The sequence below is a fragment of the Curtobacterium sp. MCPF17_018 genome, assembly GCF_003234135.1.
GTDB lineage: Bacteria > Actinomycetota > Actinomycetes > Actinomycetales > Microbacteriaceae > Curtobacterium > Curtobacterium flaccumfaciens.
Map to the genome: position 1 here is coordinate 183,190 of NZ_QKSJ01000010.1, position 15,507 is coordinate 198,696.

Annotated in this window: 13 protein-coding genes; 5 read left to right on the forward strand and 8 right to left on the reverse strand. The window is 65.1% G+C overall.

The genetic code is table 11. From position 1 onward, the window contains the following. The first annotated feature begins 104 nt into the window (after positions 1–104). Together DEJ27_RS13180 and DEJ27_RS13185 are read left to right on the forward strand one after the other, a co-directional pair. The gene (locus tag DEJ27_RS13180; RefSeq protein WP_110860207.1) at positions 105–899 is read left to right on the forward strand and encodes a ComEA family DNA-binding protein; all 795 of its coding nucleotides are present in this window, start codon (positions 105–107) and stop codon (positions 897–899) included. 9 nt (positions 900–908) lie between these two features. Continuing rightward, the gene (locus tag DEJ27_RS13185; RefSeq protein WP_111091098.1) at positions 909–1,760 is read left to right on the forward strand and encodes a hypothetical protein; all 852 of its coding nucleotides are present in this window, start codon (positions 909–911) and stop codon (positions 1,758–1,760) included. A gap of 276 nt (positions 1,761–2,036) precedes the next feature. Here DEJ27_RS13185 and DEJ27_RS13190 read toward each other — a convergent pair whose 3' ends face one another. After that, positions 2,037–2,288 (reverse strand): hypothetical protein, encoded by a 252-nt coding sequence (locus DEJ27_RS13190; RefSeq protein ID WP_111091099.1) that lies wholly within the window; start codon positions 2,286–2,288, stop codon positions 2,037–2,039. Between the two features lie 65 nt (positions 2,289–2,353). Beyond that, a complete protein-coding gene (locus DEJ27_RS13195) occupies positions 2,354–2,572 on the reverse strand; it encodes a hypothetical protein (protein WP_111091100.1) in 219 nt (72 codons plus the stop codon). A gap of 452 nt (positions 2,573–3,024) precedes the next feature. On the opposite strand from DEJ27_RS13195, the gene DEJ27_RS13200 reads away from it, so the two are divergent. Further along, a complete protein-coding gene (locus DEJ27_RS13200) occupies positions 3,025–3,492 on the forward strand; it encodes a GIY-YIG nuclease family protein (protein ID WP_111091101.1) in 468 nt (155 codons plus the stop codon). A gap of 302 nt (positions 3,493–3,794) precedes the next feature. After that, positions 3,795–4,979 (forward strand): hypothetical protein, encoded by a 1,185-nt coding sequence (locus DEJ27_RS13205; protein ID WP_111091102.1) that lies wholly within the window; start codon positions 3,795–3,797, stop codon positions 4,977–4,979. Between the two features lie 502 nt (positions 4,980–5,481). Here DEJ27_RS13205 and DEJ27_RS13210 read toward each other — a convergent pair. Continuing rightward, complete coding sequence (locus DEJ27_RS13210) at positions 5,482–8,190, reverse strand: ATP-dependent RecD-like DNA helicase (RefSeq protein ID WP_111091103.1); 2,709 nt, start codon at positions 8,188–8,190, stop codon at positions 5,482–5,484. A gap of 820 nt (positions 8,191–9,010) precedes the next feature. Here DEJ27_RS13210 and DEJ27_RS13215 point away from each other — a divergent pair. Continuing rightward, a complete protein-coding gene (locus DEJ27_RS13215) occupies positions 9,011–10,000 on the forward strand; it encodes a hypothetical protein (protein WP_111091104.1) in 990 nt (329 codons plus the stop codon). 410 nt (positions 10,001–10,410) lie between these two features. Here DEJ27_RS13215 and DEJ27_RS13220 read toward each other — a convergent pair whose 3' ends face one another. The 5 genes from DEJ27_RS13220 to DEJ27_RS13235 form a co-directional block, all read right to left on the reverse strand. Further along, positions 10,411–10,995 carry a ribonuclease HI gene (locus DEJ27_RS13220; protein ID WP_181430157.1) on the reverse strand — a complete coding sequence of 195 codons (585 nt, stop codon included), beginning with the start codon at positions 10,993–10,995 and terminating at the stop codon, positions 10,411–10,413. After that, positions 10,985–11,560, reverse strand: coding sequence for a hypothetical protein (locus DEJ27_RS17825; protein ID WP_181430158.1), 576 nt, complete (start codon positions 11,558–11,560; stop codon positions 10,985–10,987). Before DEJ27_RS17825 ends, DEJ27_RS13220 begins: the two co-directional genes overlap by 11 nt. Next, positions 11,557–12,216: a hypothetical protein gene (locus DEJ27_RS13225; RefSeq protein ID WP_146244701.1), complete on the reverse strand. Its 660-nt coding sequence runs from the start codon at positions 12,214–12,216 to the stop codon at positions 11,557–11,559. The genes DEJ27_RS17825 and DEJ27_RS13225 overlap by 4 nt, the downstream gene beginning before the upstream one ends. A 474-nt stretch (positions 12,217–12,690) precedes the next feature. Further along, the gene (locus DEJ27_RS13230) at positions 12,691–14,691 is read right to left on the reverse strand and encodes a hypothetical protein (protein ID WP_146244702.1); all 2,001 of its coding nucleotides are present in this window, start codon (positions 14,689–14,691) and stop codon (positions 12,691–12,693) included. Next, positions 14,691–15,299, reverse strand: coding sequence for a hypothetical protein (locus DEJ27_RS13235; protein ID WP_111091108.1), 609 nt, complete (start codon positions 15,297–15,299; stop codon positions 14,691–14,693). The genes DEJ27_RS13230 and DEJ27_RS13235 overlap by 1 nt, the downstream gene beginning before the upstream one ends. Between the last annotated feature and the right edge of the window lie 208 nt (positions 15,300–15,507).

Genomic DNA, 15,507 nt, shown 5'->3' on the forward strand with positions numbered 1-15,507 from the left:
CGTCCCTGGCGTCGTCCCTCCACAGCAGGGGCGTTCGCGGCACCCGTCCACGGGTGTGACCTCCGGAGCCCGGCCGATCGGCCGGGCTCCGTAGCGTTCCGCACATGTCGTCCCCGTCGTCTCCCGGACCCTGGTGGTCCCGTCTCGCGTTGTCCCCACGGGCCGCCGTGGTGCTGGCGGCGGTCGTGGTGGTGGTCGCCGTCGTGGTGGTCCTCGTCGGGGCGCTCGTGTCGGGTGGTGGCGAGGGCGCCGGGGGCACGGGTGGCATCGTCGTGCGTGGCGCGCCGACGGCCGGTGCGGGTGGGGCGTCGGGCGCGCCGTCGCCGTCGCCGTCGGCCCCTGCTGGTGCCGGTGCCGGTGTCGGGGCTTCGTCTGCTCCGGGTGTCGGCGCGGACACGGGTGCCGGGCGGGTCGTGGTGCACGTGCTCGGGGCGGTGCGGCGGAGCGGTGTGGTCGAGTTGCCGACATCGAGCCGGGTCGGGGACGCGCTCGAACGTGCCGGTGGCGCCACCGACGACGCCGACCTCGACCGCCTGAACCTGGCCCGGGTGCTGACGGACGGCGAGCGGTTGTACGTGCCGCGCCTCGGGCAACAGGAGGTGCCCGAGGCGCTCGGGCTGATGGCAGACGGTGCTGCCGCCGGGCCGACTGCCGCTGCCGGGGCAGGGGGCAGCGGTGGCACTGCGGGCACCGGGGCCGAGGGGTCCACCGTCGTCGACCTGAACACCGCCGACCAAACCGCGCTCGAGACCCTGCCCGGGATCGGACCCGGGCTGGCCGGGCGGATCATCGCCTGGCGTGACGAGCACGGCCGGTTCACCGCGGTCGAGGACCTGCTCGACGTCAGCGGCATCGGCGACGTGCGGTTCGCCGAGCTCCGCGGTCGCGTGCGGGTCTGAGGGGCGACGGTGCAGCTCGCACCGAGTGCGATCGACCTGCGGGTCGCGGTGCCGGTGGCGGTCGCCTGGATCGCGACCGCCCTGCTCGTCGGCGTGCCCGACGTGGCACCCGTGGTCGGTGGGGCCACAGCGCTCCTGACCGGCGTCAGCGGCAGCGTGCTCCGGTGGCGTCGGGGCGCCGGGGTCGTGCCGGTCGTCGCCGGACTGCTGCTCGTCGCGGGGTCCCTGACGACACTGCTCGCGGTGTCGGTCCTCGTGGGGGAGTCCCGGCGGGCCCCGGAACCGCTGCGTGCGCTCGTCGCCGGTCCGGGGGCGGGGCACGTCGACGTCGAGGCGGTGCTGACCCGCGACCTCGTGCCGGGGGACCGCTCCGTCACCGCGAAGCTGGTGCGCGCGGACGATCTCGACGGGCTCCGGGTGCCGGTCCGGCTCGTCCCCGACCAGCACGGCGACGCACCGGGCGCCGTGCTGGCGGCTGGTGCCCGGGTCACCGTGACCGCCGCCGTGCAGCCGGACGAACCCGGTTCCGCAACCGCGTTCGTGGCGTTCCTGCGCGGGACGCCGTCGTCGGTGCCGCCCGACGGGCTGCTCGGCGCCACCGACACCGCGCGGCAGGCGTTCGTCCGGGCCACGGCCGACCTGCCGCAGCCCGGAGCGGCGCTGCTGCGCGGACTCGCGATCGGGGACCGCTCCGGCCTCGATCCGACGACCGAGGCGGCGATGGAGACCTCGGCGCTGACGCACCTGACGGCGGTGTCCGGGGACACTGTACCCAACAGGGGTGGGTTTAACGGTCAAGCACACCCGAGCAATGTCAGCGAACGTGAGCACTTCGCCGCGATCTTGGATACGGATGCGTGACCGGATCAGCTTGCCGCAGCAGGACCCTCCAGCAGGACCTGAATCGCCCAAGTTGGCCGGTCCGCCTGCTGCTCGGACTTGCTGTCCTACCTATAACCGGGGCAGCTCCCGGTTCGCGATCCATGCGGATAGACCATCGGCATGATCGACGTCCTTCTAGCGGGGATCACGTCCGTACCGGTCAGGAGTCGACCAAAGCTGTAGCAGTCCCCTGGAACGCGACAGAGCCGCTGCGTGCTGGGCACGGAGCGGCTCTGATGCATCACGCAGTCCGGCTCAGAGGTTACGAAGCCAGTCGAACAGGCGTGTGAAGAAGTTGTCGTCGGGATTTTGTTCGATGTGCTTGGCGGCGGCGCCGAAGAGGTGCTTGCCAGCTGCGTAGCCCATGCCCTTCGCGAGCTGCTTGCCGAGTTCGCGTGCAGCGTCGAAGGCGGGGTCCTTGGGGTTGGCGTCCTGTTGGGTGTCTGGGTTTTCGCGGTCTCGCTTTTGGCTTGGGTAGTGGGTGGGGTTGTCGTCGGCGCCTGTCATGGCGTGCTCCAACGCGGTCGCCCGGCACGGGGTTGTGCCTGGGCAGGCAGCCTGCCGGCTGACTTCTATTCCGACTGCTCACTTTCACGCTGCTGGTGCCGGTAGCCATCGATGAGGGCTAGGAGGCCGGCTTTCGCGAGTGCGGGCTTGGTGATGTCGAGCTCAGCCGCGAGGCGTTCTGCTTCGCGGTCGTCCTCGACGGACAGTCGGAAGGAGATCGGCGGGCCGCTAGTGCTCCGCTTCTGCATCTCCTTGATACGAATTTCGGTGAACGAGTCACTCATCGCGAGGGGATGTCCCCTCCGCTCGAGAGGAGCCTCGAAAGTGAGAGATCGTGCGTGTGGTAGCCATAGTGATTCCTTTCCTTGGCAGTCCTTCTGCCTCATGTACCCGCCGTCTCCAGTGGGTACACGACCATGTTACAGCAAGGTCTACAAATGTAAACGGGGTGTCGTTAGGCCGTCGGCGAACGGTGTCGGCTCTGTGGACGCATCTGACGGCGTCGGTCGTGAGACGTGCCGTAGTCACCGTCGCCGCCACCTCGACCCTGAACCTCACCTCGCCCGGCGATGGGTGGCAGATCTCCGGCTACGACGCCGAATACACCGGCGACTTCGTTAAGTAGCCACCACGCCGGCACACTCCATTGCCCATGTGGTTCGATCGCCGCTCCGGGGCCGAGAGAGGATCCTCGTCTGGCCCTGACCTGTTGCGCGTAATGAGCGACGATGGACGCATGCTGACCAAGATCGCAGCACCCCTGCCAGAGCTGCCGGACACGCGACCGCCCGCGGGGGAGCCGTGGGACAGCATGCTTCGCGTCCAGTCAAGGCCGGTCGCGCAGGTCGAGCGCAGCGACATCCCGACTGACCCCGGTGTCTACCTCTGGCGCTGGCACGGACGCCTCGCGTACGTCGGCACGGCGTCGAGCCTTCGGACACGCATCTGGGGGCGTCACCTCGGGGGAGGTTTCAGCCTCGGGTCGTCGTCGCTCCGTCGCGACGTCGCGGAGTTCCTCCTGGGCATCCCTACGACCGAGACCATCAAGGGGCGATGGAAGCTGACCGTCGACGAGCGTGATGTCGTGCGTACGTGGCTTCAGTCGTGCGACATCGCTTGGCGGATCATGCCCACGCCGGAGGACGCTGCGGCCCTTGAAGACGAGCTCCGCCGCGTCTGGCGCCCACCGCTGAACCGCGTCTGACGGTGGAGCTGTCCTCGGACGGTGGTCTGCGACATGATCAGCGCATGGGGAATCAGCGGGTCTTCGAGATCGCCAACGAGGCGGGGGTCGACACGAAATCGGTCGCAAGCGCACTCAGGCGGCTCGGGCACCGAGTGGATGACCCGTCCAGCCGTGTGCCGGCAGACGTGGCGGCGCAGGTGCGCCGGACACTCGGGCTGCCCGCGAGACGGGACGACAAGCCGCAGACTGGATCGACGCCTCGCGAGCGCGGACGGCCAGCCGGGAGTCGTGGGGCACGTCCGAAGGGTCCCGTCCGCGCCATGTCGAAGGACGTCATCGTCGCCGAACGCACCGGACGAATCCGCGAGCAGATCCCGCACTGGTACGACCTGCTGGTGGCGGCAGCTTCGCCTGACGATTCCGTCATCGTGATCTACCACGACTTCGCTCGGAAGCCGGAGTACGGCCTCATGACGCTACGACAGGAGAGGTGGGTACCGAGTCCTGGGAGCGGTATCAGTCGCGGCAGTCTCATCGAACCGCTCCGGCAGATCGACCGCCGATACCGCGAGCGGGGTCTCGTCCCGTCGAACATCTTCATCGCGATCGACGTGCGCCGTCAGAGAGCCTGGTTCAGTCGCTCCTTCTCGAGGGTGCGCCGCAACACCGACGGCCCGCACCTCGACGAGAGCACCCTCGCCGAGATCCCGGCGACGCCCTCTCGGAAGATCCTGACCGGGGACACAGTGGCTCGATTGGCCCCGCGCGCCCAGGTGTTCACTCCGGGGGATGTTCCGCACCTCGCGAGGAGCGTCAGTCTCCCGCAGGACGTTCCAGAGGAGTCATTCTTGCTGCACCAGGAGCTATTGCAGCTCGCGGTCGACACGTTGCGAGACGACGAGCAGCTTGACTCGATTCCCGTGCACGTCAACGCGCTCTGGGTCTTCGCTCGCCCGGTCGTGATGCTTCGCCCCGACGGAACGGAGCGGTACGTCCGCGCCGTGTGGTACCGCCAGGGCGAGGTGATGTGGAGGATTCGGACGTACGCCGCGGGCAGAGGCAAAGATCCGAAGGAAGTGGGGGAGCGACTGGCTGGCCGACTGCCATTCGTGCCCGTCTGGGATGAGCACCGCGCCGAACAGAAGCTGCTCGCAGCCGTCTGGGCCCTCATGGAACAGGGAGACGTGACCGAGTCAGAGACCCGGCCGGTGCCCGGGGGAAACGCAGCCTCGCCGTCGAACCCCGATCACGGGCCGCTGCATGTGGTCCGTGTGAAGGCTGGGACCGATCACGCTGAGGTGTATCGCGACGACGCGGCCACACACTCAATCGACCGTCCGGCCTGGAGCGTCCGGGGACACTGGCGACGCCAGCCCTACCCATCGCTCGGCGTCGACGATGCGGGGAACGTCCTCACGAAGATGATCTGGATCGCGTCGTACACGAAGGGTGATGCGACCATCGCACCGGCAGCCGCCGAGAAGGTCATCGTCGTGCGGTCGTGACCGTGGTTGACCCCGCGATGCGCCCAACGCTGATGCGGTCAACGAGGCCGGCGTGGTGCCGGACCCCGGGTGAAAGGGCGAGCACAAGCCGCGCCGCGACGGGATCGGCAAGGTGCGCCAAGGGCGCTGGCGCTGAGGTCTTCCTCGGTCGACCCGTCGGGCGCTGACCACGTACGGCGGAACAGCGAGCCCGGCATCCCGATAGCGTCCTGTCCTGGGCATGGACGATATCGGCCGGCACAACGCGGCGCTGCTCCTGACGTGTCACCGGCTTGGGCCTGACGCGCCGGACAGCGCGGAGCCGCAGCTCAGCGGCTGCTTCTCGCGAACGGACATGCCCTCGACCCCGACTAAGTCGACGATGGTGACCCCGGTCGAACACGCCCCTCAGCTGAGAACGCGCCGTGGTGATCGAGCGCTCGACCACCTGTATCCCACGAGATAGCAAGGCTCGGCCTCGGCGCCCGTATGTGTTGCATCCAGAACGGCATCGGCTATCTCGCTATGCCCGGACCAAGCCGCGACGTGCAATCAGTAGGTTTACGTCCTTGGCTGTCGACTTCCGCTCGAGTTTCGCCATAATCTTCTTTTCGGTCTCGGGAGTCCAAAACACCTGGAGGTATTCACGAGCGCGGGTGATCGCCGTATAGAAGATGTTGTGCGTGATTGCATCTTCGTTGGCGTCCGTTATGACGATTTTGACGGATTCGTACTCAAGGCCCTGAGCGCGGTGGATCGAGACGGCGTAGGCGACCTGGAATGGCACCGAGGTGTTCGGGGCTGCATCATCGTCGTCGCTGTCCGCGAGCTCGAATACGTCGAAGGACACGACCGAATCGTGCAACCAGGTTAGGTCCAGGCCCCAGGCGTCAAGTTCTGTGACAGTTCGGGCGAGTTCCACTTCGAAGCGGATCCGTCCGGGCTGGCGATCAATGCCGAGGATGGTGCCCTTGAGATTGTTGTAGATGAGTCCCTTGAAGCGCTCACTGTCGTTGAAGACGATAGGGTCGCCTACCTTGAAGATCGCCGGTCCCCAATTGATCGGTGGATTTGGGTTGCTGCTTTGAAGGAACCGGTTAACGTTGTTGATGCCGTAAAGGCCGTCGTAGTTCAGGCAGAGGATAATTTCATCATGCCGGCGTCGTCCGAATAGTTCTGGACCGAGGGGCGTGGAGTAGTGCCCACGCGTCATGGTCTCGGTGATGTCCTCATCAAGACCGCGAACCTTCTGCCAAAGGGCGAGCAGTTGCGGGTTGTCAGAACGCCACGGTTTGTCCAGCTCGGAAATAGAGGAACTCGGTACGAACGAGCGCATGATCCCGAACCAGTTGCCGAACTGGATCGACTCAATCTGATAGACGTCGCCGACGAGCAGCAGCAGCTTGAATTTGGTGCTGCCCAGTATCTGTAGCAGATCCTCGTTGCTCACGGTACTGCACTCGTCGATGACGAGTACTTCGTACTCGGTGGCGGAGCCGGAGTTCCAGTTGTGACTCGCGATGGTGCGAAACTCGGCGTGCTGAGTCTGCACTCGTCGCCGGAGATTGTCGACGGCCGGATGCGTGTTCGCGAGGAACAGCATTGACTTTCCGTTGAAGTAGTTGGCGAGGTGATTGATCATCGTCGATTTGCCCGTGCCAGCGGCGCCATAGATCAGTGCGACGCGGGAGTCGCTATACAGTGACTTCAGCGCGGCAGCTTTCGCGGGGTCGTCGAGCGGCGTCTGAAGCTCGCTCATCCATTTTGAGAGCGCCGTCTCCCAGCCTCCGACGCCACCTGTGGCGTGGCTCTGCAATTTCTCGACGATCTTGACGACGTCATTTTCGTAGCCGCGGATGAACACATGGCCAATTTCGACCTCCAACCGACGAGCCTGATGCCGCGGGTTCTTGTAGAGCAGGGCGTTGTGCTGGTCGATAAGCGAGAGCACGTCGTCACCGAAGTCCTCGAGTTCGGACAGTGGCGTGTAAAGCATGCCGCGGCGATCAACGTTGTTGTTGATCCGTCGGGCGAGCATCTCATGGTCGCGGCCCGTCGGGTCAATTGCCTCCAGGAGATCCCAGAAGCGGGTTCGGTGGCCCATCGGGTACGTGCAGAACGGCATGTTCTCGAACGGGATACAGCCCCATCGAAGGTGGAGGTTGGAGAGCTTGCTGCAGGTGTCCGAGTTGTACTGCTTGCGAATGACGACGTTCCGCATAGACAGCAGGAGGTAGCGCAGGAGCAGGTAGCCGGGGCGGCGGTCTAGAACGACGCGGCGTGCCTCGTCGAGGGTTGGATAAATGCTCGGAGACTTCGCATCCTTCAAAGCCCACGCCTTGATGCGGTCGTAGTCCGTGTCCGGCAAATCGATGAGGTCGAGCAGCGTGGAACCCGTCTCCGTGAGGTAACGCATAAGGCTCTTGTACTCGTTGCTTGTCGTCCGAACGCGAGAGCGCGGTCCGAAGAACCGGGCGAAGTTCTCGAACTCGCATCCGCGGATGGATACCTCCCATGCTGTGATCAGGATGATCGGCATTGTCTGTCCGAGAACCTCGATTTCGTCATTGCGCAGCGTCAGAGTTGCGGCGTGCTTGTCACCGATGTCGTGTTCGGTGAAGGCGATCACGTGATCGAACTTGCTAATGCTGGGTCGGTCGGACGGGACCGCGAAAGTCACCTCGTAGAAGATCCGTCCACCTGTGAAAAACGGTCGCGTCTTGAGGACGTAGTAACGAGACGAGCGGTCGATCGAAGAATGAATGTCACGCGCGGCCCCGAGGCGTTCGCCGATCTTGTGGTGATACTCCCGCATTGCGGGGTCGAGATCGATCGGAAAGTCCTCGAGGTTGTGTAGAACCTCGAGCCCGAACGTCTTGCTGAGGAGGTCCCGGGCCCGGTGGAGGTACTCGTAGTACTTGAGCATCAAGCGCTCAGAGCTGTCGCCATCGAACGTGTAGTGCGAAGCACTCGGCTGGAGGAGCCGATAGAAGCGGTTGAGGAAACCGAGCTTCCCCTGCGTCTTCATGAACGCGAGACCGGCCTCGATGGCGGTGTAGTCGTGTTCAACCGAGGGGTCCCGCCTGTGAAGCAGCACGGCGATACCTTCGACCAGGTTTCGCAGCTGGGACAGCGTGTTCTGCGAGAGCAACGCGCGGTCGTTCGAGAGCACGGCGATGTTGTTACAGATCACTCCGTCGACGCTGCGAAGGTGCGCTTCGACGCTGCTCATATTTCGCTCCCATCGATGACGCCGGCGTCTGATCACCGAGCATCGCGCTCCTCATCGCACGCCGCAAGGTCGCGGATCCGGATGACACAAGAATCGTCTCAGACCAACGCCACCACACGTGACCCTCGATCTGGTTACTTTTCGCCTGCTGCTTGGTTGCAGTCCTGGAGCAGGAAGCTGAGGCTTGACGCTATCCGGGCTATCCGGGCTAACCGCTCTCGCCGCGGCTGGACGTTGTAGCGGGGCTCGCACTCTCGAGCGCGCTGGCTTCCGCCTTTACGGGTCGAGACCAGCTATCGATTCGCGGGACGGGCAGTAACACCAAGGGGTTGACACCGAGGTCTTGGGCTAGGGAATCGACACTGTCGAGCGTGACGTTGGGCGCTTCTTGCTCTCCGGGTCGAGCGATCAGACAATCTGACTCGTCACGATGAGGGTGTCGTCAGGATCGACGAACTCCTAAAACGCGAACGCGCGGAGGCGTCCAGTGGAGGCGGCGAGGTAGCGCGCGCTGCGCGCGGCGGCGTTGTCGAGGCCAGGGGCGGCGACGTCTAGCTTCTGGTGTGAGTTGATTGCGGCCCGGACCGGGATGCCGAGCGCAGCCTCGAGAGGCCTGCTCGAACGATGCCTTCGGCCGGTGCGACTTGAAGATCGAGGCGAATTTACCGCTCGGAGAGCATCACCGGGACACCAAATCTAGGCCTTCTCAATGTCGAACCGACCCCCAGCGAAGCTCCTGTGTCAGCGAAGATTTGCTGGTTGTTCTGATCGAGCAGTTGCGCCGCGGCAACTACGAGGCTTCAGGGGTACTCTTGACAGCGTGGCGTACTGGCAAGAGGTTTCTCCCGATTTTCAAGCTCGGCTCGAAGAGCTTTCCGGCCTTTTTCGCTCTTGTCGAGACTCCTTTCAGGAGCTAAGCGACCGTTATCACTGGACGCCCGCTGAAGGGTCTCCTGCAAGTGATGACGCGCTCACCCTGCCCTCTCCTGATCCAAAAATACACAGCCTGCGGGGTGAGACAGGGCACCGCATGATTGCGGAGGTCATTCATTCTTTCCTTGTCGTGGCGAGCGGCCACCTCGGAGGACTTGCTGCGCTGTTTGCCAGTGCTGAGGTCATGTTCTCGCCACCGGTTCTCATCCGAGCAGTGATTGAGAACTGCGCGCACGCTGTTTGGGTGTTGGGGAATGATCCCGATGAGGATGTTGATCAACGGCTTGCCCGTGCTTACCTCGAGGAGCTTCTAAGCGCCGAGGAGGAGAAGAAAAACGCGGGACGGATGCTGACCAAGGTGCACCCGACGTTTATTCGCGCAGAGGCAGACTACAAAGCGTTGAAGGCGGAGATTCTAGCGCGATTCCCCGGCGTGACGAAGGCGGACCTGGGTGACAGGTCCCTTCTTGGTCAGAAGCTCCCTAAATTAGAGGACGCTGTCGTCTGGATGTACGTGCTTACCAAAGAAAGCGGCGGGGCGATCGGGTCCGATCAAGCCACAGGCATATACGGTTTCCTCTCAAACATGACGCACCCGACGCTTTACTCGGAGCGAGATAAGCGCCTATGGGAAGTGGAGCCGGTTAGCGGTAACCGGGTCGCCAATCTACGAATCGGGATCGACTTCCTCGAGAATGAAGCACGGGCTGCCCTTGCTGCATTTTATAACGCGTTGACGTACGTCAACTCCTACTTCGGTTGGCCGGAGGATGTGCTCAAGGATCTCGAAGCGCGGTTTGACGAGGTAATTCCGTCCTTCTTCATCGACGCGTCCGCGCACATCCCTGAACCGAGTAAGTCAAATTCGGCTGAGTGACACTACTCAGAGGAGAAAGTTTCATCTGCAGCCCGGGCGGACGCAGCCCTCGGCATCGCCAAAGCGAATATGAAGGTTCACGTTGACGACTGGGCCGAGGAGTCACCCCGACGGTGGACCTCACGGCAACCATCTCCGGGGCGGACCTCCGCCGTCTACTTGAGGTGGAAGTCCCCGAAGGCTTCGAGTTTGCGTAGCGCCGCAAACTGACAGGCGGGAAGTCGAAAATCGTAACCGCGCACGGCATCATCGCCAGCCCGACCCCCTTCGACCGTGGGGCATCATGAAGAAGACGCCGAAGCAGACCGAGTCCCAGTTCGCCCTGAGCGAGCGTTCGACGGCGCCGTGGCTCCTGTAGGTCCTGTTGGCTGCGAGGGTGCCCGCTCGGCATTGAGCCCGCTTCCCTGTCACTACACTCGCAGCCGCAACCCGCACGAGCAGGGCGCGGGGAATTCAGCTCCATGCTTGAGCGCATCAAGAGCGTGCTTCCAATCACGCGTCCACTCGTCGAAGGTGGTGTCCTCCCACCGAGCAGCAGTTGCGAGTCGATCGGCTGCGACGTTTCTGCCTGCCGGCTGGTGTCCCTTGCGCCAGTGAACGAGGACCGTCTTGTTCACAGTGACGGCAGCGAGGTCCTCGAAGCATTCACGGTAGAGCTCGGAGTTCCGCATCGGCTTCGAAAGGACGCCGTCGACTTCCGCGAACGGCAGCATGAGTGCCGCCGCTGTCTCGCTATCAGTGGTGACGTGCACGAGGTATCCGTCCGGCACCGCGCGGAGCGCTTCGACGATTGCCCAGAGCTCTGCCTCGTTGTTGTCGATGGCGAACCCCATGCCTCTTCCATGGGCGAAGTTGCCGACGTCATCGACCCATGCCCAGGTGTGGCCACCGCGCCAGTGGCTAGCATCCGTCCAGATCGCTCGAGCCGGCACCGCCTTGTTGTGGATCGAAGTGCCGACGCCTTCACGCCGAACGGCGTTGCGGTCAGCTGCCATGTCGGTGCAAGCAGACGCGTCGCATCTCGAAGCCCTCGATTCCATCCGCATAGAGAAACGCGTACTCGTAGGCGCGAACCGGGCCTCCGTGCCCCGCGAGCCATTCCAGCTGGCAGTGCGCGTGCTCATCGGTCTTGAACGCCACGGTCGCTACGACCAGGCCCCGCTCGGCTCGTTCAGGAAGACGCTTGCTGAACCGGCGCTCGAACTCGTCCGAGAGCGAGGCGCCGCCCGAGTACGCCGCGTACAGGTTGGCGAGGTCTTGCCGAGTTGCTGACTCGCCCCAGGAGGCGTAACCGATTGTCTGCTCCATGATCTTTCGAGTCGCCGACTTGAGCTTGAGTTCGATCACCCAGAGCTGGCCGTCCGAGTCGATTGCAACGAGGTCTACGTCCCCGTGGCCGTCCGTCTTAACGTCCCGGCCGAGAATGATGACGTCGCCAAGGGTCTTGGGATGGGCCTCGATGAAGAGGCGCAGGTCTTCCTCCGAAAGAGCATTGTCGCGCCTGTAGCGGTGAAGCTCACCGTCGTCGTCCATGAACCAGAGGGCAGGGCGCTCGGTCATCTGTACTGTCCTCCCTCGATGATCTCGAGAAGATCCTCAACCTCGCCGCCGTCCTCGAGCCACGCCGCGGGCGTCTTCATGCCCTCATCGAACAAGTCCTCCTGTCTTGTCGAGAAGAACCGCCCGATCGCGAGCGGGTCCCAACGTTCGCGGAGCGCCGGCAGCAGTTCGTCGAGGTGCGGCAGGAGGTGACCGACTGGGCGCGTCGTGAATTGCCAGGTCGGAACCCGGCGGTCGGCTCCGATGTCGACGATGAGCAGCTTGCCTCGCTTCGCCGCTTCGCTTATGTCCTCGGGTGTTCGGTGCAGGAACGCTGACGCCGCGTCGAGCGGCACCGTCTCCCAGGCGCTGGATAGCCATCCGCTGATCTCGACGAGCTGCAGTGCGCCCTGGGCAAGCTCATCTTCTGCCGCCGCCACTTGTTCGGCTGTCATCACGCCAGCTTCGATGAGTGCCCTGTCGCGCTGAGCTTGAACGGTTCGCGGCGGAATAGGCGGCATGCTCTTGATCAGTGTCGTGAGGCCGCGAACGAGATGGTCGCCCTTGGCGCCGAGAGTCCGAAGCGCAAGTAGTAGCTCGCCTTCCGCCGCGGTCGTGGCAAGGGTGCTCTCGTGCCGTAGGGTGGTGGTTTCGTGAGGGTCATCCGGGGGGTTCATACCTGGGAGGCTAGGTGCGGGCGACTGCCGGTTTGTGACCGCGGAATCCGAGGGCGATCGATTCTGCTCGTTTCCGAGTGAAAGTGAATCTCGGCAGAATTCTCCTTTTCAGCGTGTCGCCTCGCGTTCCCCACGCACGGGCTGCACCTCGCGCCGGGGGAGGATCGGAAGAACACCTCCCGCGGCCCGTGGGACTGCGCGGGGAAGGCGAAGGACGCCGAAATCCCGACCCTCGTCGTCTGGGGCGCGGTGCTCTTCCCGTTCGGACACCCTGGCATGGACCTGCTGCGCCGGGACGCCGAGCGGAAGGGTGTCGAGCTCGGCGCCCAGGGACAGCGGCCCGCCCTCGAGGCGTGGCTGCCGTTCTAACCTCACGCACCCGACAAGGGCGCATCGCGCAATTTCCACCAGTGAAGCCCCGGTCGTCATGGACGATCGGGGCTGGTGAGCACGTAGCCCGAGGTGCGCTTAGGCCTACGTCGTAGCCTGCTGACTCGCCTCGCGCGGTCGAAGTCGGTACACCCGAGGAGCGATGTCGCCCCGGTGAGCGTTCACCAGCACCGGAGCGATGCGGATCCGCTTGCTCTCTCCCAGACCTGGCCCGAAACGCTGGCGTCGCCAGTGCGCCCGTCGGATGTGCGGGCTGACTCGGCTGGCAGGCTCTTCCTCCCCGGCCCGGCGCGACGTACCGCCGCGGTACGTCGCCCCGACGTTGACGACTCTGATGCCTGCCCCTGCGCGCTTGGCGTCACGCTTGAACGACGGCGTCGAGACGACAGCATCGACGTCTGCAGGGGCCATGCCGGGCGGGACTTCGGTGGTGACATCAGGTTCGTGCCACTGCGCCCAGGCGACGACCGCCGTGAGGTTGTCGACGACATCTCGGTACTGGGTCAGGCTGCGCGAAGCGGGGACGACGAAGCGCCCGAGAGACGCACCGTAGGCACCGCGGATCGTGAAGCACCATGCGAACAGATCGTCCGGCCGTCCCAGGCTGTCCGAGAGCAGCAGCACGCCCTCCACCTGCGCGCCGAAGGACGCGACCATCTCGTCGAGACCAGGCGCGGACATGTCGGAGAGGTCGGCACGGCTCCGCGCCGCGATCAGGTCACCCAGCGACTCGTTCGCCCGGAGCGCGTCGTGCGTGACCTGCGACAGGTGCCTCCATCGGTCGACCTCCGCGGACGTGGGCGCTCCGGACGGTTCGAGCAGCAGGGGCTCCGCGAACGCGAGGAACACGTTGGGGAACGGCAGCACCATCTCGGCCCTGTCCGACTCCGTCAGCGGCTCCGACTCTGCGAACGAAGCGGTCTGGCCGGCGGGGAGCCAGTAGGTGGCAGACGCCGTGAGCCCGACGGCGACCTCGCCGAGCGCGGTGTCGTCCTGGGTGTTGAGCCATCGCGAGAACGCCGCCAGCGCGTACGAGTTCTGGGTCGCGATCCCGTGCCCGGGGTGCGGGTGAGGCTTCAGCTGCGCGAAGGGATGGCTGGCCAGTTCGAGCGCCTTGGCGACGCGCTGCCGGGCATCGATGACCTCGCGCCAGTTCGTCAGCATGCGCTGGGCGCCGTAGCTGGCCAGCTGTGCCCGGGTTGCCGCCGACGTGCTGGGGACGGGCAGCTCGATCGTGAGCAGCTCGTTGTCAGTCGACTTCGGCGTTCGCTCGTGCGGCCGCGTGATCCGTCCGAGCGACTGCAGCGCAGGACCCGACGCGTCCCCGTACGAGACGACCGGGCTCGAGCCCCATGCGTGCACGGATGCGGGATCGAGATTCGTCGCACGGGAACCCCAGACCGAGTCGGCGAGCTGAAGGGCCTCGTCGAGGATGTCGGCCTGATCCGGTGTGCTCCCGTCGGCCGAGACGATCTTGTGGGCGCCGTCATCATCGACAGCGATCACGCCTTGCTCGATGAGGGTGCGCCGGCGATCCGGCATGATCAGGTCGGGTGCGATGACCCCGAGGTCGAGCAGGGTCTTCAGGTGAGAACGCTGCGCGTCAGCGTGCGACAGCGTCGATGCCTCGTGCCGCTCACCGCGGGCCCGCTGGATCCGCGTGACCTGCTCGGTACTGAGCTTCGAGTTGCCGTCGTTGAGCCAAGCGGGCACGCCCAATGCCCTGCTGAAGGTCTCGATTCGTTCGATCCTCGTTGTACCAGGTGAGGCGTCGATCGCGGCGCTGCTGAGCTTGTCCCAGGCCTCGTGAACCCATGTGTGGTGTGCTCGAGCGTCGGCAAGCACGGACCGCAGGTAGTCGCGCTCTGACCGCAGCTCCTCGGCGACAGGGGCAACCTCTTCGGCAAGGGCGATCCGCTCCTGCTCGACGTCGGCCTGCAGCTGCCGAACCTCCGAGAGCGCGTGCTCTGCCTCTGCGAGGGCCTGCTGCTCCGACGCCAGCTCCGCCTCCAGTTGCCGGAGAACTGCGTCCTGCTGGGCGTTGCGCCGGCCGTCTGCTCGTGTGCGGTGCTTGCCGCGAGCCATCAGCTGATCTCCTCGACGTGCGGGAACTCCAGACGGAGGGCGGCGGCGCGAGAGTCGGCAGAGAGCGCTGCGCGCCAGTGGGCTTCCGCGTTCAGCGCCGTCACGAGGCGCGGCCGAGACGGAAGACCGGGGTAGGCGGCATCGGCGCGGTCGAAGAGCTGCCGCACGCCGTCAACCCGGCGTGCCTCCTGCACGATCTGGTCCCAGAGCCCGTCGATCTCGTCGCGGAGCGCGTCGGTCTCCTCCGTCGCGCGACTCGAGCGATCACGCGACGCACGATCGAGGGCAAGGGCGACGACCGGAGCGTTGATCGCGGCGCGCTGCGCGTCCATGCGCCGCTTCCGCGTCGACACGACCTCCTCCCGAAGCCGCGCGAGGTTCGCAGTTGCGTCATCAGCACCCGTCATGGCTTGTACCTCCCCCTGCATCCTGCCGGACGGGGCCGACACAGCGACGCTCGCCCAGAGCCTCTCTACGGCCTGTTGGCGCGGGCCGACTACCCCTTCTGCACAACTGAGCTGGTCCAGGAAGTCCTGATCCCGTCCGGGTGTCGACGGACGGACGACTTGTCGCCCGCTCCGCTCACGAGTCTCGGCGATGCCGGGCATGTCACTCGATCTGACCAAACATCTTGTCGCCGTTCGATGGGGCTACGGCGGTCTCGGTCGAGGGGGTCAGTCGTCGTGAGCGAGTGAGGAGGACAGCTCCTCGTGTGCGGCGACCTGCTGCAGGAGCAGGTTGGCTTTGTCGACACCGGTCTGCACGGCATCGGCGCCCGCGACCCATCGCAGCGGCGGCTCGTCGGAATCGATCAAC